20 protein-coding genes are annotated in these 23335 nt (G+C 40.4%); 15 read left to right on the top strand and 5 right to left on the bottom strand.

Going from position 1 to position 23335, the window contains the following annotated elements; genetic code table 11:
* Positions 1-13: 13 nt before the first annotated feature.
* From L2672_RS11505 to hrpA, 3 genes are all read left to right on the top strand, one after another.
* Positions 14-1057, top strand: coding sequence for an isoaspartyl peptidase/L-asparaginase family protein (locus L2672_RS11505; protein WP_248995998.1), 1044 nt, complete (start codon positions 14-16; stop codon positions 1055-1057).
* Between the two features lie 494 nt (positions 1058-1551).
* The gene (locus L2672_RS11510; RefSeq protein WP_248995999.1) at positions 1552-1968 is read left to right on the top strand and encodes a CBS domain-containing protein; all 417 of its coding nucleotides are present in this window, start codon (positions 1552-1554) and stop codon (positions 1966-1968) included.
* A 152-nt stretch (positions 1969-2120) separates the two neighbouring features.
* Positions 2121-6020 (top strand): ATP-dependent RNA helicase HrpA, encoded by a 3900-nt coding sequence (gene hrpA, locus L2672_RS11515; protein WP_248996000.1) that lies wholly within the window; start codon positions 2121-2123, stop codon positions 6018-6020.
* Between the two features lie 1399 nt (positions 6021-7419).
* Here the strand turns inward: hrpA and L2672_RS11520 are convergent.
* Positions 7420-7806 carry a DUF3301 domain-containing protein gene (locus tag L2672_RS11520; RefSeq protein ID WP_248996001.1) on the bottom strand — a complete coding sequence of 129 codons (387 nt, stop codon included), beginning with the start codon at positions 7804-7806 and terminating at the stop codon, positions 7420-7422.
* A complete protein-coding gene (locus tag L2672_RS11525; RefSeq protein ID WP_248996002.1) occupies positions 7803-8816 on the bottom strand; it encodes a DUF3549 family protein in 1014 nt (337 codons plus the stop codon). The genes L2672_RS11520 and L2672_RS11525 overlap by 4 nt, the downstream gene beginning before the upstream one ends.
* 157 nt (positions 8817-8973) lie before the next feature.
* Between L2672_RS11525 and L2672_RS11530 the strand changes: the two genes are divergently transcribed.
* The 6 genes from L2672_RS11530 to L2672_RS11555 all read left to right on the top strand — a co-directional run bounded on the left by L2672_RS11530 (position 8974) and on the right by L2672_RS11555 (position 13668).
* A complete protein-coding gene (locus tag L2672_RS11530; RefSeq protein ID WP_248996003.1) occupies positions 8974-9297 on the top strand; it encodes a YqcC family protein in 324 nt (107 codons plus the stop codon).
* Between the two features lie 8 nt (positions 9298-9305).
* On the top strand, positions 9306-10133 hold the full coding sequence (gene truC, locus L2672_RS11535) for a tRNA pseudouridine(65) synthase TruC (RefSeq protein WP_248996110.1): 828 nt from the start codon (positions 9306-9308) through the stop codon (positions 10131-10133).
* A 106-nt stretch (positions 10134-10239) separates the two neighbouring features.
* A complete protein-coding gene (locus L2672_RS11540) occupies positions 10240-10695 on the top strand; it encodes a flavodoxin (protein WP_248996004.1) in 456 nt (151 codons plus the stop codon).
* A gap of 31 nt (positions 10696-10726) precedes the next feature.
* Complete coding sequence (locus L2672_RS11545) at positions 10727-12175, top strand: PTS transporter subunit EIIC (RefSeq protein ID WP_248996005.1); 1449 nt, start codon at positions 10727-10729, stop codon at positions 12173-12175.
* A 148-nt stretch (positions 12176-12323) separates the two neighbouring features.
* Positions 12324-13199, top strand: a complete 876-nt coding sequence (gene purU / locus L2672_RS11550; RefSeq protein ID WP_248996006.1) for a formyltetrahydrofolate deformylase — start codon at positions 12324-12326, stop codon at positions 13197-13199.
* A gap of 190 nt (positions 13200-13389) precedes the next feature.
* Positions 13390-13668, top strand: a complete 279-nt coding sequence (locus L2672_RS11555; RefSeq protein ID WP_248996007.1) for a CBS domain-containing protein — start codon at positions 13390-13392, stop codon at positions 13666-13668.
* Positions 13669-13750: 82 nt separating this feature from the next.
* Here L2672_RS11555 and dapD read toward each other — a convergent pair whose 3' ends face one another.
* The 3 genes from dapD to map are packed head-to-tail and all read right to left on the bottom strand — an operon-like array spanning position 13751 to position 18000.
* Positions 13751-14575: a 2,3,4,5-tetrahydropyridine-2,6-dicarboxylate N-succinyltransferase gene (gene dapD / locus L2672_RS11560; RefSeq protein ID WP_248996008.1), complete on the bottom strand. Its 825-nt coding sequence runs from the start codon at positions 14573-14575 to the stop codon at positions 13751-13753.
* Positions 14576-14604: 29 nt separating this feature from the next.
* The gene (glnD, locus tag L2672_RS11565; RefSeq protein ID WP_248996009.1) at positions 14605-17178 is read right to left on the bottom strand and encodes a bifunctional uridylyltransferase/uridylyl-removing protein GlnD; all 2574 of its coding nucleotides are present in this window, start codon (positions 17176-17178) and stop codon (positions 14605-14607) included.
* A 24-nt stretch (positions 17179-17202) separates the two neighbouring features.
* Positions 17203-18000 carry a type I methionyl aminopeptidase gene (gene map, locus L2672_RS11570; protein WP_248996010.1) on the bottom strand — a complete coding sequence of 266 codons (798 nt, stop codon included), beginning with the start codon at positions 17998-18000 and terminating at the stop codon, positions 17203-17205.
* Between the two features lie 350 nt (positions 18001-18350).
* On the opposite strand from map, the gene rpsB reads away from it, so the two are divergent.
* The 6 genes from rpsB to L2672_RS11600 all read left to right on the top strand — a co-directional run bounded on the left by rpsB (position 18351) and on the right by L2672_RS11600 (position 23335).
* Positions 18351-19079, top strand: a complete 729-nt coding sequence (rpsB, locus tag L2672_RS11575; RefSeq protein ID WP_248996011.1) for a 30S ribosomal protein S2 — start codon at positions 18351-18353, stop codon at positions 19077-19079.
* Between the two features lie 118 nt (positions 19080-19197).
* Positions 19198-20049, top strand: a complete 852-nt coding sequence (gene tsf / locus L2672_RS11580; RefSeq protein ID WP_248996012.1) for a translation elongation factor Ts — start codon at positions 19198-19200, stop codon at positions 20047-20049.
* A gap of 68 nt (positions 20050-20117) precedes the next feature.
* Positions 20118-20852 (top strand): UMP kinase, encoded by a 735-nt coding sequence (gene pyrH / locus L2672_RS11585; protein WP_248996013.1) that lies wholly within the window; start codon positions 20118-20120, stop codon positions 20850-20852.
* Positions 20853-20952: 100 nt separating this feature from the next.
* Positions 20953-21510, top strand: a complete 558-nt coding sequence (frr, locus tag L2672_RS11590) for a ribosome recycling factor (RefSeq protein WP_248996014.1) — start codon at positions 20953-20955, stop codon at positions 21508-21510.
* 131 nt (positions 21511-21641) lie between these two features.
* Positions 21642-22457, top strand: coding sequence for an isoprenyl transferase (locus L2672_RS11595; RefSeq protein WP_248996015.1), 816 nt, complete (start codon positions 21642-21644; stop codon positions 22455-22457).
* A 20-nt stretch (positions 22458-22477) separates the two neighbouring features.
* On the top strand, positions 22478-23335 hold the full coding sequence (locus L2672_RS11600; protein WP_248996016.1) for a phosphatidate cytidylyltransferase: 858 nt from the start codon (positions 22478-22480) through the stop codon (positions 23333-23335).

A 23335-nucleotide genomic window follows, 5' to 3' on the forward strand; every position in this document is an offset into this window, starting at 1 on the left:
GGACGTAATAATAATGAAAAATAATCTATTAAGCCGATTTAGCATCAAACTCTGTCTCAGTGTTGCACTGCTGGCGGGGGCAAGCTCTGCTTATGCTCAACCTTATTCAATTGCTATTCATGGTGGGGCGGGGACAATTAATGAAGCGGACTTGAGTGAGGTACAGCAACAAGCTTATCGCGATAAATTAACTGAAGCGATTAACGCGGGTCATGCTGTATTAGCTAAAGGAGGCGATAGTTTAACCGCGGTGCAAATGGCTATTAATGTATTGGAAAATAGCCCTTTATTTAATGCCGGTGTTGGGGCTGTGTATACCTTTGACGGTAAGCACGAGTTAGATGCCTCAATTATGGATGGCAAAGATATGCGGGCTGGAGCAGTAGCCGGTGTTACACATATTAAAAACCCAATTGATTTAGCCATAGCGGTGATGAACAAATCACCTCATGTCATGCTTTATGGCCAAGGTGCAGAAGAGTTTGCCATTACACAGGGGATTCCTTTTGTTCCCAACCAACATTTTGATACCACGCATCGCTATAACCAGTTAATTGATGCCCGTAAAAAAATTACTCAAGCTGAATCAAGCGTCAAAGACTACCAAGCCTCTGTGATGAAGTTGGATGATAATTATAAATTTGGCACTGTTGGCGCGGTGGCGCTAGATAAAAATGGCAATTTAGCCGCAGGGACTTCTACCGGTGGAATGACCGCAAAACGCTTTGGTCGTATTGGTGATTCACCGGTTATTGGTGCTGGTAATTATGCTGAGAATGGGACTTGTGCCGTATCAGCAACAGGACATGGCGAATTCTTTATTCGTTATAATGTGGCCGCTGACATATGTGCAAGAGTGAAATACCAGCAAAAATCAATTATACAAGCTGCGGATGAAGTGATTAATCAACGATTAGTGTCTGCTGGTGGCACAGGTGGTGTTGTAGCCATTGATGCCAAAGGTAATATTGCCACTCCATTTAATACTAAAGGGATGTACCGCGCTACAAAAGTGGGTGATGAAAAAGAAAGTGTGATGATTTGGCGTGATAAATAATCCTTATTTTAGTGCTTATGGTTGACGTCATAAGCACTTTTTTTGGGGTTAATTTTTTAACTATCGATTTAGCGATTATTGTTATTGCCTAGGCAAAGCAAGCCAAAAGCAGATCCTCGATAAAAGATCTCGAGGATGACGTTTTGGTTTTGTTTCGAAGATGACGTTGGGGTTTCGTTTCGAAGATGACGTTGGGGTTTCGTTTCGAGGATGAATGTGCTTATGGACTGCGCCATCACGTCATTCCAGCAATGCTTTTGGGCTGGAGTCCGCTTGACTCAATTTTTACCCACGTTGTTTGATAGTAAATTAATCAGTTTATTTTCAAATATGTATTTTTATTGACTAAACTTATAATGAGATGCACTAATAGAATGACCAATAACAAGTATGTAGCTTGTGTGTAGGCGGTAAAGCTATTACTTAATTAAGATGATTGGTGCTGACCAAGTCTCACAATAATTTGTGTAGCATTGTTTATTAAGGGGAATAGTATGGATTCAATAAAAATTATCGATTATATGGATCGCCGCCCGGTGTTGTTAAATGCCAATATGTCATTAGCCGTTGCCGTGGAAAAGCTGTTAGAAAGTCAACGCCCAGGTGCGCCCGTAGTGGGTGAGCAGGGCGAGCTTGTGGGTTTTTTATCTCAACAAGATTGTCTAGCTGTTATGCTTAAAAGTAGTTATCACTGTGACTTAACCAGTAAAGTGAAAGACTGTATGAAGACTGAAGTACTGAGTGTTCGCCCTGATGAGAGTATGCTGCATTTAGCTGAGCAAATGACGGGAGCAAAACCTAAAATTTACCCAGTGGTTGAACACGGTAAAGTCATTGGCGCCATAACACGCCAAGATGTGTTAAAAGCCATGAACACTTATATGCAACAATGTTATTTGTCACCCGCATAAATTAAATGACACCATTGAAGCTTTAATCTGAAAGATAACAATAACAGTGGATGCCTAAAAAGCCAGCAAAGTAACGCGCTTAAACATACCAATATGTGTGCTTCCTTGCTAGGATCGAGTTTTTGAATTGCGATGCTAGCCAAGGAAACATTTTGAACGCGGATATAAAGCCATTATCGAAAGCATTTTTACAGCGTTGTGTACAAACAGACGCGGCCTACATTCGTCGACGATTGTTTCGTTTAAATAAACCCGCTAATGGAAAAAATGCCAAGCCAATCGATGCCAAAGCAAAAGAACAGATCATAAAAGAGCTAGAAGATTTAGCGATTCAATCTGTTGCAAAAGTTCAGCAGCGCCTGGCTAATCGTCCCACCATTCAATATCCAGATGATCTTCCTGTTTCACAAAAACGCGATGAAATTGCTTCAGCGATTGCCAATAACCAAGTCGTTATTGTTGCTGGTGAAACCGGCTCTGGTAAAACAACGCAATTACCCAAAATTTGCTTAGATTTAGGTTTAGGGTGCCGCGGATTAATCGGCCACACTCAGCCTCGTCGTTTAGCTGCCAGAAGTGTTGCTACTCGAATAGCGGATGAAATTAACAGTCCATTAGGCGATGTGGTCGGTTTTAAAGTTAGATTTGCTGATGCCATTAACGAAAATAGTTACGTTAAATTAATGACTGACGGTATTTTGCTGGCCGAATTGACCTCAGATAAATACTTAAATCAGTACGACACTATTATTATTGATGAAGCGCATGAACGTAGTTTAAACATTGATTTTATTTTGGGTTACTTAAAACAAGTATTGAAAAAACGCCCAGAATTAAAAGTGATTATCACTTCTGCGACCATTGATGTAGAACGTTTTTCTCAGCATTTTGATAATGCTCCTGTGATTGAAGTTTCAGGACGAACCTATCCTGTAGAAACACGATATCGACCTTTAGTTCAGCAAGATGATGCGGACAGAGATGTCACCGACGGCATTTTTGCGGCAGTTGATGAGTTAATGGCTGAAGGCCCAGGTGACATTCTGATTTTCATGAATGGTGAAAGAGAAATTCGAGATACTGCAGATATGCTGCGTAAGCAAAATTATCGCGATACCGAAATTTTGCCGTTATATGCTCGCTTGTCGTACGGTGAACAATCAAAGGTATTTAAAAGCCATATTGGTCGTCGAATAGTACTTGCCACCAACGTTGCTGAAACTTCATTGACGGTGCCGGGTATTCGTTATGTGATTGACCCCGGTACAGCAAGAATCAGCCGTTATAGTTATCGTACTAAAGTACAGCGTTTACCTATCGAGCCTATTTCACAAGCCAGTGCCAACCAACGTCAAGGGCGATGTGGTCGTGTGGGGCCGGGTATCTGCATTCGTTTATTTGATGAAACTGACTTTATTCAACGTCCCGAGTTTACCGACCCTGAAATTTTACGAACCAATTTAGCCTCGGTTATTTTGCAAATGCTAGCTGTGGGCTTAGGCGACATCGCAGGTTTCCCCTTTATTCAACCGCCAGAGCAGAAACACATTCGTGATGGTTTCTTGCTATTAGAAGAGTTACAAGCGGTTGAGAAACGTAAAGGACAGTTGGTATTGACCCCACTTGGGCGTAATTTATCTAAAATTCCATTGGATCCAAGATTAGCTCGCATGGTCATTGAGGCAAATAAGCAGCAGTGTTTACATGAAGCGCTAGTCATTACCGCGGGATTATCGATACAAGATCCTAGAGAACGCCCTATAGATAAAAAGCAGGCTGCGGATGAATGTCATCGTCGCTTTGCAGATAAAGACTCTGACTTTAGCAGTTGGATTAAACTGTGGGACCACTTAAAAGACCAAAAACATGAGCTTTCGGCTAGCCAGTTTAGAAAGCAGTGTCGTGACGAATACTTAGCTTATTTACGTGTTCGAGAATGGCAAGATTTATACACTCAGCTAAAACAGGCGGTACATGACTTAAAATGGCGCTTGAACGATACCCCTGCAGGTTATGACAATTTACATCAAGCTATATTGTCCGGTTTACTGAGCCATATTGGTTTTAAAGATGCCAATAATGAATATTTAGGGGCACGTAATCGTAAGTTTTTTGTTTTTCCCGGCTCGCCATTAGCCAAAAAAGGGCCTAAATGGATTATGGCCGCAGAGTTAACTGAAACGTCCCGCCTGTTTGCCCGTTGCTGCGCAAAAATTCAACCGGAGTGGCTAGAGCCACTTGCCGCGCATTTAATAAAAAAGAACCAAGTTGAGCCCCATTTTGAAGCGAAAGCTGGCAGTGTGGTTGCCTTTGAAAACCAAGTGCTTTATGGCTTAACAGTGGTAAATCGTCGTCGAGTTCAATATGGGCCAATTAACCCAGTTGAAGCCCGAGAAATATTTATACGCAGTGCGCTAGCAGAAGGACAGTTACAAACTAAAGAAGCTTTTTTTGTTAATAATCAGAAGTTAAAACAAGACATTGAAGAGTTAGAACATAAATCACGACGTCGGGACATTCTGGTAGATGATGATGTGCTAGTCGACTTTTACGAGCCGCGAATTCCCCAAGGTATTTACAATGCTCCACTATTATTCAAGTGGTGGAAAAAAGCTCGAGTTGAACAACCTGAACTACTTAATTTTAATGAACAACTGCTGATGCAGCGCAGCGCGGAACATATTTCAGCGCTAGATTTTCCCGAGGTATGGCATAAAGGCAACTTAGCATTAACAGTAAGCTATAACTTCGAGCCAGCAAACATCGATGATGGTGTCTCAGTCCATATTCCGGTGGCGTTGTTAAATCAAATTGATGATCAAGATTTTGACTGGCTGGTACCAGGATTAAGAGAAGAAAAAGTGGTCGCGTTAATTAAGTCGCTACCTAAAACCTTGCGACGTAATTTTGTGCCAGCACCAGACTATGCTAGAGCGTGTGTGCAAGCAATGACACCGTTTGACATGCCATTAGTCGACAGCCTTTGTAAACAATTATTAAGAATGAGCGGCACTAAAGTTACTCCGGATGATTTTGACTTTACTCAGCTAGCCGCACATCTATTAATTAACTTTAAAGTCGAAGATGACAAAGGGCGTTTAGTTGCAGAGGGCAGACAAATTGAGCCACTTAAAGAGCAACTTCAAGGTGTGGTCGCCAAAGCAATACGAAAAGTAGCAGATAAAGGGATTGAACAAGCTCAAATTACTCAATGGTCATTTGGTGATTTACCTAAACAGTATCAACAACGTAAAGGCAACTATGAAGTTAAAGCTTTTCCGGCACTGATTGATAACAAATCGGATGTTGAAATAAAGCTGTTTGATGATGAGCATGAAGCAGCAAAACAGCATCGTTTAGGGATAAGGCGTTTGTTATTACTTAACATTCCATCTCCGGTGAAGCATCTACAACAGTCGTTACCTAACAAAGCAAAACTGGCAATGTATTTTAATCCATTTGGTCAGGTTCAATTACTGATTGATGATATTATTCAAGCATCTGTACAGCAGTTATTGGATGAAAAACAATTAGATATTCGTAGTGAAGACCAATTTGAGCAAGCTAAAGATTGGGTTAGACAAGAGCTAAACCCGGCTGCAGAACAGATTTCGCTCAAGGTTGAAAAAATTCTGACGATTTATCAAAGAATCAAGAAAAGGCTTAAGGGCAAAATTAGTTTAGACATTGCTTTTGCCATGAGCGATATTCAAAGCCAACTCGATAAACTCGTTTATAAAGGTTTTGTACAAGATTGTGGTTGGGATAAGCTAACTGATGTTGCAAGGTATTTGTTAGCAATAGAAAACCGTTTAGATAAGTTACCAGTCGACCCTAATCGTGACAGGATTCATATGCAAAGCATTTCTAAATTGCAGGATCTATTAACCGCACAGTTGGCCAAAATACCTAAGCTACAACCGGTTCCAGAGGCGCTAATTGAAGCTAGGTGGATGATTGAAGAGTATCGGGTTTCTTGTTTTGCACAGGTATTAGGTACGGCTTACCCTATCTCTGAAAAGCGGGTACTTAATCATATCAATCAAGTGTGATGCTACGAATTTACAAATAAGCGAGTTTTACATTGCCATTAACCCCAGCAGTATTACTGTTGGGGTTTTTATTTATTCAAATCTTGTCAGCAGAATAAACCAGACATGGGCTTAATAGGCGTTGTATTTTTGATCTAAAAAGTGAAAGTCTTTCATGGATTTTAGCGAAAAAGCTACTTGTAGTCATATTAAGCTTACTTTTTTGAAAGTTTTCTGTAATTTTTGCTGTTTTGGGCTAGTAAATCGGTTCTTTTGGTTGTTATAATCGCTCGCAAGAAGAAAGTGATTGGTACTTTTTCTCTGTTTATAGGTAAATGTTAGTGACCTCGAAGTCTAAAAATAAACATGCCTATCCCTACACGACCTAGAAATGATTGGAGTTATTATGGAAGTTCATGAATACGAAAATGCTTACTACCAAGTAAAAGATGACGTGTTAGAGTCTTTACCTTCTGAAGAAGAGTAAAACGAACGCTAAATATCAATCTATAGGATTAGATTGAATGCTCCAATAGACAATGCAAACCCATATAAAAATAGCAGCCTAGGCTGCTTTTTTTATGGGTGAATTTATTCAAAACACTTCTTTGAAAGAATGAGAGCTGACAGGTCTTTTTTTTGAATGGTGTTGATTGTTTTTTATACATAAAATAAATATGTTTATGTTTTAAAACTCTAATACACCATCATTTTGTAAGTTAAATGTTTAATTTATGTTTTAGCTTGCCATTTCATTTGTAAGATATATCTCACACAGGCTGTAAGATAAACACACTGCGATAAGCTGATTTAAAATTGAAGCCAAGACCAAATCTCATTAGTATCAGATGTTTATGATGTTTCTTGTTGTTGTGACTGAGTAGTCCTGTTGTTAAGGTAATGTTTCGGCCTTTTTCTTTTATGAAAATATATTAATATTACTAGGCGCTAAGGATTGCAGCAAAGTGAACGGAAAATGGATTAAGAGTAGGAAACTCGCAAACACTTTGAAGGATCAGCTTTAAAGGACTAATTTTTAACGGAAGATTGCAGGACGCAACAAGGTTTTAACTCGTTTTATGGAAAAGGCGAGATGAGTATTTAGGATTAATGCTCAAAGGATTAAGTCATACTGGGATGGTATGAATAAAAGGATTTCACGGACGATATAAGGACACGCTTAGGATGAGCATGCTTAGTCAAAGGATAACTGAGCAAGAAGGATAGTACTGAAATAGGTACAAGGATTATCAAGGATAGCGCATGGAAAGGGCTGGAGCCAATGATACGCATGGATGGTGCAGGGAGCATATTATAGCGGGAAAGCTTAACAAGAGAACAGAAGGCCGTGACTTAATGTCGCGGCCTTTCTTTTGGGGTAACGTTTCTCATCGAAATCTTGATGTCAATAGCTGAGTTATTAACGGCATTTACCAGAACTACAACTACTTCGGCTACCGCAGCCACCAAACTTACCTTGTGACTTGGGTGCATCCATCCACTCTGGTTCTGGAAATATCGGCCAATCAATTTTTTTGACGGTTTTACCCTGCATAAAAATATGTGCTCGATATTGATTTATCCCATCAGTGCTAAACTCAAACATAAATTTAGCTTTCCAGCATAATCCAGTATGGCCACCTAGACTCGGACTTGCAGACTCCATTGCAACGGCAAGCAATTGCACATTTTGTTTACGACAAGCTTGTTCAGCCATAACGCGACTTAATTCTGCCATAGTACGTAGTTGCCAAAAAAAGGCCGCGACAACGACTAGCGCTGCCATTATTAAAAAATCAGACATCATAGGCTTGCTGCCTTAAATAAACCGCCAATGGCGTGAGAAAGTTGTTCACTTCTGTTTGGGTTACGTAAGTCTGTTAGTAACGCATTTCGAAGGATTGGAATAGCCACAATATCAGCAAAAACTTGGTTAAAGAAGTGTTGAGGCTGTTTTGCTAAAGCTTCTAAATAGAATTTGCGAGTTTCATCATCTTTTAATGCCGTCCAGTTTCTTGCTGCAATGGTGATCAACATATTGTCATCAAGTTGATTGTGATGATGTAACTCGGCAATCGCCTGTTGGCAAACGCTAGGGTGGGAAGATAATGCCTTCAAATAGATACCTTTAAACTCAGCGGCTGACTGACTAAATAACTGATATAAGGTATCAACCAATGGTTGTTCAATAACAAGGTGTTCTAAACATTCACAGGTTGCTGCTTGTACTTCAATCGGTGCTTTAGGCAGAGTTTCAGCAATTTGCGTAAGGTGATCAAACTGCTTCATTCGCACACATAAGTCAGCTAGCCCTTGTAAACCAAGATGTTGCCAGTTTTCTGATGGCGTTTGCCCCGAGAAATATTGCGCTGCAAATTCATATTGGCTTGAGGCTTGTTGACCTAACTGTTTTCTCACCAAGGCGTTAAACATGGCAAGTTTATGTTGATTAGGTTTAAAGCTAAAAGGGTGGTTAGCAAGTTGCTGCTGTTGTTCTTCCGTGAGCGTTTGTGTGGGGTCGCGCCCTAACGCTTCCAAAATCATTTTAATAAACTGTTGTCTAGGCGCGGGTGAAAGCAACCCTTGCTCATCTAAAGGCAGCTTAATAAACCAAATGTATGGCTGTTCACTTTGTTGCCAAAATACAATGGCAAATTGAGCATGACCTTGAATGGGATAAGGATAAGGACTAACAAGTGACTCAATTTGATGAAATGCCATCATATCGATGTTTTGAACTTTTCTTCCCAGATCGTAAACTTGAAACTGGGTGTTAGCCGTGGCTAGAAATTGACTTAAGGTGGTGATTTCTGTCATTGGAACTCGCTTTACAAAAACATGGCATTATTTAACCTTAACTGAGTTAAGAGATGAATAGGCGATATTTACTATCCAGAGTTGAGGTTATTTAGAGTTTAATTGTGGCTAATGTTATCATATTCAACCTAAATAATAGGTATCGGATTCGTTTTTTATGCCACATCTACAAAGCCAATCACTGTTGATAAAACTACAGCAACAATTGCAAGCTGCTGACCTATGGTCAGATACGCCGCCGAGCCCAAAAGCTATGGCTAGCAATGCCCCTTTTGCTTGCGATAGCATGCCTTTTGAACACTGGTTGCAGTTTATATTTATTCCTAAAATGACCCAGTTAATTGAGCACAAACAACCGCTGCCCACAAATATGGCTATTGCACCAATGGGGCATCATGTTTGGCAGTCTATGCCTGACAAAAAGCCACTAATCATGTTGCTTGATGAATTTGATCATCTCCTTTCAACCTCAAAACAATAAGTGTTTGTATTCATATGACTGACATTGACACACCCCAGACTAAGCCATCGCTTGTTGAAGATGAATTAGCGCAACAAGAGCAGCCACCCAAGTTAGAAGTATTATTTGAAGATGAACATTTAGTGGCAATTCATAAACCCGCTGGGTTATTAGTTCATCGCAGCTATTTAGCGAGAAAAGAACGTTTTTTTGCGATGCAATTAACCCGAGATTTAGTGGGTAGCCATGTCTTTCCTGTTCACCGTCTTGATCGTCCCACTTCTGGAGTGTTGTTATTTGCAAAAAATAGTGAATGTGCTCGACTGTTGTGTGAACAGTTTGAGCAACACACAGTAACAAAGCAATATTTAGCATTAGTGAGGGGCAATATGCATGAATCTGCCGAACTAGATTATGCATTAAAAGTGGAGTTAGATGATGTGGCTGATAAGTTTGCCACCGCAGATAAAGCGGTATATCAAGATGCGGTGACTCAGTATGCCCCATTATTGAACAGCGAAATCCCTTATAGTTCTGGACGTTATCCAACTAGCCGATTTTGTTTAATAAAGTTGACCCCTAAAACCGGTCGCAAGCATCAACTGCGTCGCCATATGGCTCACTTACGTCATCCCATTATTGGTGATACTACCCATGGTGATGGTAAGCAAAATAAATTTGCTCGAGAACACTTTCAAGTAAATAGACTATGGTTAATAGCAAAAAGCTTGCAGTTTACCCATCCAGTGACGCAAGAGCCTATGCATATTGAAACGGAATTAGAGCCAGAGTGGTTAGATGTTTTTGATAAGCTAGGTTGGGATAAATTAGCACAAGATGAAGGTTATTTGATTTAAGGTTATGGGGCTAATTAAACCATTACTTTAAGACTTGCAATAAAGTCAATTTTTACAGTATGTTGAGTTAAATCGTTTTCATATTAATTATTTAAAGGACTATGTAGTGGCAGAAGTCAGCATTGTATTTGGAACTGTTTATGGTGGCGCACAATTTACCGCTGAAACCTTAGCAAAAAAATTACAGGAAAAAGGACATCACATTAGTTTAAAGCAAACCGCTGAGTTGCAGGATTATGTACCTAGCGAGAGTGAATATCTTATTATTGTGTGTTCAACCACTGGGCAGGGGGATTTGCCTGACGATATTTTTCCTTGGTTTGCCAAACTCAAGTCACAGGCGCCTTATTTACCTAAATTACAATACAGTATTGTGGCCTTAGGTGACTCCAGTTACGAAACATTTTGTGCTGCGGGTAAGCAGTTTGATGAGTTGCTTTCTGAGCTTGGTGCCAAAGCATTAACACCTTTATTAGAAATTGATGCCAGTGAAACAATGGAGCCTGAAGTTGAAGTTGTGACATGGATACCGACTTGGCTAGACGCAATTAACAAGGACTAATAATATTTCAAAACGAGCTTCTGCAATCATTTTGTTGTCTAAAAATGTGATTGGTGAACACTGGTTTAAATTTGCACAACGTTTAAGCCAGTCGTTATTGATTCCAATCGCTATTTTGCCTGCAGCGGGGGTTATGCTGGGGGTTAGTCACAGTGCTTTGCCATTTATGCCTGAAGCACTAAATGTCACTTTTTCTTCTGTTGGTCATTTAATTTTTACTATGATGCCGCTGCTCTTTGCTGTGGCAATTGCGATTGGGTTTTGTCGTGATCAAGGTCTGGCCGCTTTTTCAGCGGTATTAGGTTATGGCGTGTTTATTTCCACAATGGGGGCTATCAGTACACTTTACTTACTCCCCTCTCGACCGATATGGGGAATTGATACCATCGACACGGGTATTGCCGGCGGAATGGCTGTTGGTGCGTTAACCTGTATTGCGGTTTCACTTAGTGAAAAAGTAAAGCTACCCGCTTTATTATCGTTTTTTGAAGGGCGACGAAGTGCACCATTAATTCTGTTGCCTTTAAGCATGATGCTTGCTGGCATCTTAGCCTTCATTTGGCCTCCTTTAGCTCAACACATCGAGCAGTTATCAAGCTGGGCGGTATATCAAGATCCTGCCATTGCATTTGGCGTTTATGGATTTGTAGAGCGGCTGCTTATTCCACTAGGTTTACACCATATTTGGAATGCGCCTTTTTATTTAGAGTTTGGCCATTTTTGGGATGATGGCCAATTGATTCGAGGTGAAGTGGCCCGTTATTTGGCTGGAGATGGATTAGCTGGCAATCTTGCGGGAGGGTATTTAATTAAAATGTGGGGGCTACCTGCAGCGGCCATCGCCATATGGCGTAGTGCAGATTTTAAAGAGCAAAACCGTGTGGCTGGTATTATGTTATCTGCTGGGGCGGCGAGCTGGTTAACAGGTGTGACAGAACCCATTGAGTTTGCATTTATGTTTGTTGCACCTTTGTTGTTTTTGGTTCATGCACTGTTGTCAGGTATTGCGTACAGTGTCTGTATATTACTTGATATACACCACAGCATCGTGTTTTCCCATGGTTTATTAGATTTTAGCTTGTTGTTTTCCCAATCAAAAAATACTGCTTGGTTTTTGCTATTAGGTCCTATTACTAGCGTAATTTACTATGTGCTTTTTCGAATTACCATTATCAGTTTTAATCTCAAAACCCCTGGTCGACTATTATCAACAAACACGTTTCCAAAGCAGAAAGAGAGTCTTAGAGGTATGATTGCCGGTTTAGGTGGGCAGGATAATATTGTAGAACTGTCAGCCTGCTTAACCCGATTAAGGGTGAGTGTAAAAGATGCGGCGATTATTGATAAGAATCGCTTACAAGACCTAGGGGCAAAAGGGGTTGTTATTGTAGGTAAAGGGGTTCAAGTGGTCTATGGAACCAAAGCTGAAACCTTGCGTAAACTGCTGCAAAAATACCTAGATTCACGCCAATTAAGCTGATTATGCAATTTTTGCGGCCCAAAATTTATAATTCTATAAAGTCGTAACCATATTGGTTGAAATTTGTTACCTTTTTGACTGAAAACCACCCATTTAAAGATAATTAATGGCAGACTCATTAAAAACATAAAGTAGGAAAATGATGTCTATGTCATATAAAAGCATGAGTGGTATATCTGTAAGTACGGATGTTACGCGAAAAATATTAATCATTGATTGTGCTGATGCACAAGGTTTAATTGCTAAAATTACCGGCGTTTGTTTTGCTCATCAACTGAATATTGTCAACAATAAAGAGTTTGTTGATCACGCACAGGGTCGCTTTTTTATGCGAACGGTTCTCGAGGGAGACATTAATGAAGCTGAGTTTTTAAAAGCGATGGCTGAAGTGTTACCTGAACAAAATCATTTAAAACTGGTCGATGCTGGCACAAAACGTGTCGTTGTTATGGTGACCAAAGAAGCCCACTGTTTAGGAGATTTGTTAATGAAGTCTTATTACGGTGGCTTAGATGTTGAAATTGCCGCAGTGGTGGGTAATTACGATATTCTGCGCTCTTTGGTCGAAAAGTTTGATATTCCATTTCATTTTGTCAGTCATGAAGGGCTTAATCGTGAAGATCATGAAAAAGCCATGCTAGAGGTGATAAAACCCTATGATGCTGATTATGTCGTTTTAGCAAAATACATGCGGGTACTTACTCCTGAATTTGTCGCACAATTTCCAAACCGAATAATCAATATTCATCATTCATTTTTACCGGCATTTATTGGCGCGTCTCCCTACAAGCAAGCTTGGGACAGAGGGGTTAAAATTATTGGGGCAACTGCGCATTTTGTAAATAACTGTTTAGATGAGGGCCCGATTATTAAACAAGATGTGATTTCAGTTGATCATAGTTATAGTGCTGAGGATCTGGCACATCAAGGACGTGATGTTGAAAAAAGTGTCTTAAGTAAAGCGTTACAACTTGTGCTCAACGAACAAGTTGTGGTTTATGGAAATAAAACCGTCGTATTTTAATACCTGCCCTTTTTAAAGTCATACCACAAGCCAGTCTTTTGACTGGCTTTTTGCTCATTTCAAAAAATATTTGTCTCAATATTAATTAAAATTCTATAGATAAACTAATATTCAATTACATAGTGTAATTTCAGGGGATGATGAACAATGCATCAGAAACAAACGTTTTTTTAAAGCATGGAGAAAAACATTGGCATTTTGGCGCAACCCATTTCTTGATACTGCAGCTGAACGAGCTGCTGATAGGAGTTTGTTAAATAAACGAGCGCATCAAATTATGGATCATAACCTCAGGCTCATCATGGAAAACACCATTCTAAAAGATGCTAAAAAGATGATGGAGAAGTTAAAAACCGATTACTTGTTAGTGGAGAATATTGATAATCATATTGTGGGTGTGTTGACATGGAAAATATTAGCTAATGCACTCATGAATGAGCTAGATGACGAGCGTTCGATGCATAGCTAACCATTAAGAGACAGTTAAATAAAAAGGCTCAATTGAGCCTTTTTCATTCACAAACGCTGCATCAGAGGTGTTTAGCTGTAGATTAATCTACGATGCGTAATAACTCGTTGATACCCACTTTTCCACGGGTTTTAGCGTCTACTTTTTTGACAATAATTGCAGCATAAAGGCTGTAAGTTCCGCATTTAGATGGCAAATTACCTGAAACGACGACAGAGCCGGCTGGAACACGGCCGTAATGAACTTCACCGGTTTCACGATCAAAAATACGGGTACTTTGACCAATATAAACGCCCATTGAAATGACGCTGCCTTCTTCAACAACAACACCTTCAACAATTTCACTGCGGGCGCCAATAAAACAGTTATCTTCAATAATGGTTGGGCCAGCTTGTAATGGCTCAAGTACGCCACCAATACCAACACCACCTGATAAATGAACATTTTTACCAATTTGAGCACAAGAGCCAACAGTCGCCCATGTGTCAACCATTGAGCCTTCGTCAACATAGGCACCTAAGTTAACGTAAGAAGGCATTAATACGGTATTTTTACCAATAAAAGAGCCTTTACGAACCGTTGCTGGTGGTACCACACGAATGGCTTCTTCTTTAAAGCGTGCTTCATCGTAATCCGCAAACTTTTGTGGCACTTTGTCAAAGTACTTAGTATCACCACCGTCGATTACGCCATTATCGAAAATACGGAATGACAACAGTACGGCCTTTTTCAGCCATTGGTGAACATGCCACTCGCCATCGATTTTTTCAGCTACACGTGCTTGACCTTTATCAAGCATGCTAATCACTGTTTCTACGTCAGCACGAATACTTGGCTCTACTGTGCTAGGGGTGATTGTTTGACGTGCTTCAAATGCCGCCTCGATTCGTTGGCGTAATGCCTCCATGGAACTCTCCCAATGTAATAGATAAAAATTTAACTTGATTGTGTTAATGCAATATTTAATGCATTGGCTAAATGCTGCTTTTGAGCTTCATTTAGCGCTAAACCATCGTGCGTTTGTAATATAAAAAAATCTTCCGCACGTTCACCAATAGTGGTGATTTTTGCTGCTAGCAGGGTTATTTCGCACCGATAGAAAATATCGCCTACTTTAGCCAAAAGGCCAGGCGTGTCCAGTGCGATTAACTCCATCATACTTGTCCCTTGCCTAATACTTGGCAAAAAGCTTACCTGAGTCGGCACATTAAATGGCTTCATAATTCGGGCAAGTTTTCTAAATTTAGGCAACTTAGGGTTTTCTGTCGCTAATGCTTTTTCTATGGCCTTTCGTACACTCTGAATTCGAGATAATTGTACGATTGGTTCGCCATCTTGTTCTAAAATTACGAAAGTGTCTAGTGCATAATTATCAATAGAGGTCATGATATTAGCATCATGTACATTGATATTCTTGTTGTCTAACACCGTCATAACAGTTGCAAACAATTTTGGTCTATCTTGGCTATAAATAAATAACTCGGTGCCGCCACGAGTGGTGTGTTTTGATATTAATACTAGTGGCTCATTGCTGTTATGTTTGATAATCGCTTCGCTATGCCAAGCCACTTGATTGGGTTGATGGCGTAAAAAATACTCAGGTTTGAAGCGCGCCCATAATGCCTGCATATCTTTGGGCTTAATGCCGCGACGAATTAATTCTTTTTGCGCTTTTGCTTGTATTTCTTCAACGCGGGCTTGCTCATCAACGGGCTTTTCCTTGCCTCTAGCCAGCACTCTTTGAGTTGAAAAGTACAGGTCGCGTAGTAATGAGCCTTTCCAGTTATTCCAGGTTTTCTCATTAGTGGCACATATATCAGCCACGGTTAAACAGTATAAATAGCTTAAATGTACTGTGTCATGAACTTTATCGGCAAAGGTGGCGACCACTTCAGGATCCGAAATATCGCGGCGTTGAGCGGTGACAGACATGACTAAATGGTTTTCTACTAACCAAGCCACCAATCTGCCGTCATGGTCATTTAAGCCGTGCAATTTACAAAATTCGATAGCATCGGTTGCCCCTAATTTACTGTGGTCACCGCCGCGACCTTTAGCAATGTCATGGAAAATGGCTCCCAATACTAATAAGCCTTTTTTAGGTAATTGGTTTATTAATACTGCACCTAATGGGAATTCATCTTTCTGTTCTGCTTGAGAAAAGCGCTCGATATTTAACAATAACCTATGGGTGTGTTCATCAACGGTATAAGCATGGAAAAGGTCAAACTGCATTTGGCCTTCAATTTTCCGCCAAGCGGGCAGGTAAGACGATAGAATGCCGTGTTTGTGCATCATCGAAAAAGCCACAATGCCTCTAGGATGTTTTAGTATTTCTAAAAAGACTTTTCTACAAGCTGGGTTGTCTTGTAACGGGCCTTTTAAACTCCGACGTGCTTTACGCAGCAACCTGAGAGTGGGTGCATAAATATTCTGAATATTTGAATTTTTTATTGCGTGTAAAAACAGTCGTAATATTTCTTCTGGTTGCGAAGAAAATAAATTGTCGTCTAATACTTCAATATAATGACCACGGCGTTGATAATGCTCATTGATTGGTTGTATCGCTAAGGCTTTAATATGGCCAAGTGTTGCCCGTTTAAATAGTTGTAATAGCATTTGATTCAACTCCATTACTCGCCTCACGGTGCGATAATAGCGTTTCATCATTTGCTCAACAGCGAGTTGGGTAGCGTCTTCATAACCTAACAGACTGGCAACTTGTCTTTGTAAGTCAAATAGTAAGCGGTTTTCATTTCGATTCGCGATGGTGTGAAGTGCAAAACGAATTTCCCAAAGATAATTTTGGCACTCGATCAACTCTTCAAGTTCTGATGGCTCTAAAAATTCATGTTCAACTAATTCGGTTAAATTAGCGGCGTTGAAATGACGCATAGCAACCCATGCGATAGTTTGTATATCACGCAAACCACCCGGGCAGGTTTTTATGTTGGGTTCTAAGTCAAATGCACTGGCTTTTGAGTGTCGTTGAGTTTGCTCATCTTTTTTAGCGTTATAAAATTCAGCTGAAGGCCAAAAATCTTCTTGGCGAATTTGTTGATATAAATCGTCAAATAGCGCATTTTGGCCACACAAGAAGCGTGCTTCAATTAGATTAGTGGCAATGGTGATATCTGCTTGGCCTTGTATAAGCGTTTCAGAAACCGTGCGAACACTATGGCCTATTTCTAGTCCTGAATCCCATAAATAGGTGATTAAATCACTTAATCGAGCCTTTGTGGTATCGCAAACCTCGTTTTGCTGAGTCAGTATAAGCAGGTCAATATCAGAAAAGGGCAGTAATTCGCCGCGACCATATCCCCCTACGGCAACCAGTGCCATAGGGTGTTCACAAAGTTGGAATCTTTTCCAGGCTTGTTGAAGCAGATCATCGATAAATGCACTGCGTTGCTTAACAATATCAGCGATGGGATGTTTCGCTTCATATTGCTCAACTAAGCGCTGGTTAAGTTCAAGTAAAGTCGTTTTTGCTGCCAGCGCGGTATTCATCGATGTCCTTATAAGGCTGTTTATTTAAAAATTAATGACTCTTGGAAAGTCTTCTTCTTCACGTAATGTCAAAATTTCAACACCGGTTTCAGTGACGAGTAGGGTATGTTCCCACTGAGCAGAGTTTTTACCATCTGATGTCGTTACCGTCCAGTTGTCATTTTTGTCTAACACTGTGGTATGACGACCTGCGTTAATCATCGGCTCAATAGTAAAACACATTCCAGGTTTAATGACTGTTTTATCATTGTTTTTGTAGTGTACAATTTGCGGTTCTTCATGGAAACCCGCGCCAATACCATGGCCACAATAATCCTGCACGATTGAATACTTATCAAGCCCTGATTTACTTGCTTTGATGAATTTTTCGATACTTGTGCCAATTTCGCCTAATTTTGCACCAGGACGGACTTTTTTAATGGCAAGATACAAACTTTCTTGGGCTATACGACATAGACGTTTGTCTTTTGGGCTAACATCACCAATTAAAAACATTTTTGAGGTATCACCGTGATAACCATCTTTAATAACGGTGATATCAATATTTAAAATGTCACCATCTTTTAATACGTAGTCCGATGGGATGCCGTGGCAAATAACATTGTTAACCGAAGTACAGATTGACTTAGGGAAACCATGGTAATTAAGTGGAGCAGAAATAGCGCCTTGTTCTTCAGTGTACTGAGCACAAATATTGTTTAACTCATCAGTGGTTTTACCTGCGACCACATGAGGAGCAATCATTTCTAAGACTTGCGCAGCTAATTTACCTGCAGCACGCATTTTTTCAATTTCATCGGCATTTTTAATAACAATACTCATGTAACTTCTCTTGTTTAGGCGTTCAAAAAGGGCGCGAAATAGCGTGGCAATTACAAGCAAAAATTTGTGTTTGATAGCTATTTATGGTATAAAGCGCGCCGTTATGTATAAGTTCGTGTTTTGCGACACGGTAAATCTTCAGTATGAAATAGCGCTTTTAGTGGCTGAATTATCCTGAGTTTACATCAAGTGTCAAAATTTGCGGCTATTATACATGGCAATTAACTTAAATACTAAATCACACACGTATCGACACATTTTTCGGGGTGCTCTGTAGCCAATATGGTGAAAGGGTCGAAAACATGGGATGCGTGGAGGTCTAACCCCTTTACTCAATTAAGGTATAAATAATGACTACTGTTTCAATGCGCGACATGCTTCAAGCTGGTGTTCACTTCGGTCACCAAACTCGTTACTGGAATCCTAAGATGAAGCCTTTCATCTTCGGTGCTCGTAATGGTGTACACATCATCAACCTTGAGCACACTGTACCAATGTTCAACGAAGCTTTAGCTTTCATTAGCAACGTTGCTTCTAAGAAAGGTAAAATCTTATTCGTAGGTACTAAGCGCGCTGCTGGCGAAGCTATCAAAGAAGCTGCAATTTCTTGTGACCAGTACTACGTTGATCACCGTTGGTTAGGTGGCATGTTAACTAACTGGAAAACTGTTCGTCAGTCAATCAAGCGTCTTAAAGAGCTAGAAAGTCAGTCTGTTGACGGTACTTTCGACAAGCTTACTAAGAAAGAAGCTTTAATGCGTTCACGCGAATTAGACAAGTTAGAAAAGTCTTTAGGCGGAATTAAAAACATGGGCGGTTTACCAGACGTATTATTCGTTATCGGTGCTGACCATGAGCATATTGCTATTAAAGAAGCAAACAACCTAGGTATTCCAGTTGTTGCTGTTGTTGATACCAACTCTGCTCCAGACGGTGTTAACTATATCGTTCCTGGTAACGATGATGCAATGCGTGCTATCCGTTTGTACACTTCATCTGTTGCTGCTGCTGCCAACTCTGGCCGTGGTCAAGATTTAGCTGTTCAAGCTGAGCAAGACGGTTTCGTAGAAACTGTTTAATAAGGTGTGATGCCTTAGCATCTCCCTTATTTGCCAATAAAATAATTGGTGAACAGGGGCCTTTTGGCCCCTGTTTTATAAACGCAAAATTAGACGAATTTAAATAGAGGATTTAACAATGGCAATTACTGCTGCCCAAGTTAAAGAACTTCGTGACCGCACTGGCGCTGGCATGATGGACTGTAAGAAAGCATTGACTGAAACTAACGGTGACATCGAGCTAGCAATTGATAACATGCGTAAAAGCGGTGCTGCAAAAGCTGCTAAAAAAGCGGGTAATATCGCTGCAGAAGGTACTATCCTTATCAAGAATGGTGAAGGTTACGCTGCATTAGTAGAAGTTAACTGTCAAACTGACTTCGTAGCTAAAGATGCTAACTTCTTAGCATTTGCTAACGAAGTATTAGACGCTGCTACTGCTGCTAAAACAACTATCGAAGCATTAAAAGCACAATTTGAAGAAACTCGTGTTGCTTTAGTTGCTAAAATCGGTGAAAACATCAACGTTCGTCGCGTTGAGTACATCGATGGTGAAAACTTAGCTTCTTACCGTCACGGCGACCGTATTGGTGTTGTTGTTACTGGTGAAGCTGATGAAGAAACCTTAAAGCACATTGCTATGCACGTTGCTGCTTCTAAGCCTGAATTCGTTAAGCCTGAAGATGTTCCTGCTGATGTTGTTGAAAGAGAGCAAGCGCTTCAAGTTGAAATCGCAATGAACGAAGGTAAGCCTCAAGAAATCGCTGAGAAAATGGTTATCGGTCGTATGAAGAAGTTTACTGGTGAGATCTCTCTTACTGGTCAACCATTCATCATGGAACCTAAGAAAACTGTTGGTGATATTCTTAAAGAGAAAGGCGCCACTGTTTCTAACTTCATTCGTTTAGAAGTGGGTGAAGGTATCGAGAAGAAAGAAGAAGATTTTGCTGCTGAAGTAGCTGCACAAATCGCTGCTACTAAAAAAGCGTAATCGCTTTTCTCTAAATACCCTAAGACCGCAGCAATCGCTGCGGTCTTGTTATAATTAGGATAAAAATTATGAGCACCAATCCAAAACCAGCATTTAGACGTATTCTGCTTAAGTTAAGCGGTGAAGCATTAATGGGTGAAGAAGGCTTCGGCATTGACCCTAAAGTACTTGATCGTATGGCCCAAGAAGTGAAAGAACTTGTTGAGCTAGGCATTCAAGTTGGTGTTGTTATTGGTGGTGGTAATCTATTTCGTGGTGAAGGTCTAGCACAAGCTGGCATGAACCGTGTAGTGGGTGATCACATGGGTATGTTAGCCACGGTCATGAATGGCTTAGCCATGCGTGATGCTTTACACCGTGCTTATGTTAATGCTCGCCTAATGTCAGCTATCCCGTTAAAGGGTGTTTGTGATGACTACAACTGGGCTGAAGCAATTAGTTTATTGAAATCTGGCAGAGTGGTAATTTTTGCTGCCGGTACGGGTAATCCCTTCTGTACTACTGATTCTGCTGCTTGTTTACGTGGCATTGAAATTGAAGCCGAAGTTGTGCTTAAAGGCACAAAAGTTGATGGTGTTTACTCTGCTGACCCAATGAAAAATCCAGAAGCAGTGAAATATGACACATTAACATTCTCTGAAGTATTAGAGTCTGAGTTGAAAGTCATGGATCTTGCAGCCTTCACCATGGCACGTGATCATGATATGCCTATCTTAGTATTCAACATGAATAAGCCTGGCGCTTTACGTCGTGTTATCATGGGCGAAAGCGAAGGCACTATTATTAACAGCCAGAAAAAATAGTCGCATAAAAGTGTACTCCTTGTTTGAGCTGATCTAGTGCCTGTGTCATTCTTTATTATCAGCTCACGCTAAATGAATATTTGTTAAAAAGGAAATTATTGTGATTGAAACAATTTTATTAGATGCGCAAGAGCGCATGGGAAAATGTGTTGATGCTACCAAAAATCAAATGGCTAAAGTGCGTACAGGTCGTGCTCACCCAAGTCTATTAGATTCTATTCAAGTTTCTTATTACGGTGCAATGACACCGCTTAAGCAAGTTGCAAACATTGGTGTTGAAGATTCACGTACCTTAAATGTAACGGTATTTGACCAAACATTGGTACAAGCGGTAGAAAAGGCCATTATGTCTTCAGACTTAGGCTTAAACCCAATGACTGCGGGTACGTCAATGCGTATTCCTTTACCAGCGTTAACAGAAGAACGTCGTAAAGACTTCATCAAAGTTGTTCGCAACGAAGCTGAAAATGGCCGTATTGCTATTCGTAACGTTCGTCGTGACGCGATCAGTGAAGTTAAGAAGCTTGAAAAAGCCAAAGAGTGTACTGCAGATGATGTACGTCGTAGTGAAGACACGGTTCAGAAACACACCGACGCAGCTATCAAGAATGTTGATCAGTTGTTAGCTGCCAAAGAAAAAGAATTAATGGAAGTGTAAACTTGTATTAATGCTAAGTGGGTGTTGGCTTTTGTAGGTGATTTTAACGGCGAAAGAACAACATGCGCTAGAGTTATTACGCCGTGTAAGGGTATACTACACGGCGTTTGTTTTTTATAGGGTTGTTGTAGATGTCTTCTACTATTGATTTTGAACCAGGTGTCACAGAATTATCGACATCGGAGACTTTACCAGGACAACTGTCTGAAGTTGTTAGGCAGTCTTTGCCTAAACATGTGGCCATCATAATGGACGGCAACGGACGCTGGGCTCAAAATAAAGGTATGCCTAGAGTAATTGGACACAAAGCGGGTGTAAAAGCCGTGAGACGTATTGTCAGTGTTGCCAGTCAATTAGGTATTGAGTCTTTGACCTTGTTTGCTTTTTCAAGTGAAAACTGGCGCAGACCGGATAAAGAAGTCACCTTATTGATGGAGCTTTTTTTCAATGTGCTGCAACGAGAAATAAAACGCCTCGATAAAAATCAAGTCAAACTCAATATTATCGGTGATATTAGCCGATTCTCTTCTCGATTACAGAGTCAAATTATTAAGGCTCAAGAGCAGACTCAACATAATACTGGTCTAGTGTTAAATGTGGCCGCTAATTATGGTGGACGTTGGGATATCGCTCAGGCTGTTCAAAAATTGGCCGAAAAAGTCGAAAGTGGCGAAATCAACAGCAGTCAGTTAACGGAAGCAGCAATTAATCAACATTTGTGCATGCAAAATCAAAGTGAAGTTGATTTAATGATCCGTACTGGCGGTGATTATCGCATCAGTAATTTTATTTTATGGCAGGCTGCCTATGCTGAGTTAGTCTTTACTGAAACTCTGTGGCCTGATTTTGATGAGAAAGCTTTTCATCACTCACTGGCAATTTTTGCCAGCCGACAGCGCCGATTTGGTTTGACCGGTAGTCAAATTGAAGAAATTCAAGCGCTCTAATTCTTAAGAGGATTATTTTTTTGCTAAAACAACGAATAATAACAGCACTGTGTTTAATCCCCCTTGTATTGGCTGGGATATTTTGGGCTCCAACCGTTTATTTTGCTTGGGGTTTAGTGCCTATTTTTGCCATAGCTGCAAAAGAGTGGGGCCGATTAATTGATAAAGAGTGTAATGTCACTCAATGGTCATTTACCTTAACCGTCACCTCACTGTTAATTATCATCAATGTGATGTTTCCCGCTGATGAACTCTGGTTTAAAGGTCAAATCCACCCAATGTTTTTGGCCATTATTAGTATTGGAGTGATGTGGTGGCTTATTAGTACGCTTTTAGTGATGAGTTTTCCTAAAAGTGCCAAAGTGTGGAACACCAGCCCTATGTTGAAATCCATGTTTGGTCAGTTGACGTTAATTCCATGTTTTGTGTCACTTATTGCGCTTAAATCGTTAAGTAGTTCTGTCGATCCTTATTTTGGTGGCGCTTTAGTTTTTATTGTTATGTTAGTTGTGTGGGCTGCCGATACCGGAGCTTATTTTGCTGGACGAAGTTTAGGCAAACATAAATTAATGCCAAGTGTGAGTCCTGCTAAAACCTTAGAAGGTCTAGCAGGTGGTTTACTTACCACCATGCTGATTGTGGCAGGGGTGATGTATGTTTCACCAGAACAAGAGCTTGGTTTACTGATTGTAGTGACCTTGATTACCGCACTAGCGTCAGCCTTTGGTGACTTATCTGAAAGTATGTTTAAACGTGTGGCTGAAATTAAAGACTCAGGGAAAATTTTGCCAGGGCACGGTGGAATACTCGATAGAATTGACAGCTTAACTGCCGCATTTCCGGTATTTACGCTGATCTACATTGCAATGTGGATGTAG

Source organism: Shewanella gaetbuli (genome assembly GCF_023284065.1).
GTDB classification, from domain to species: Bacteria; Pseudomonadota; Gammaproteobacteria; order Enterobacterales; family Shewanellaceae; genus Shewanella; species Shewanella gaetbuli.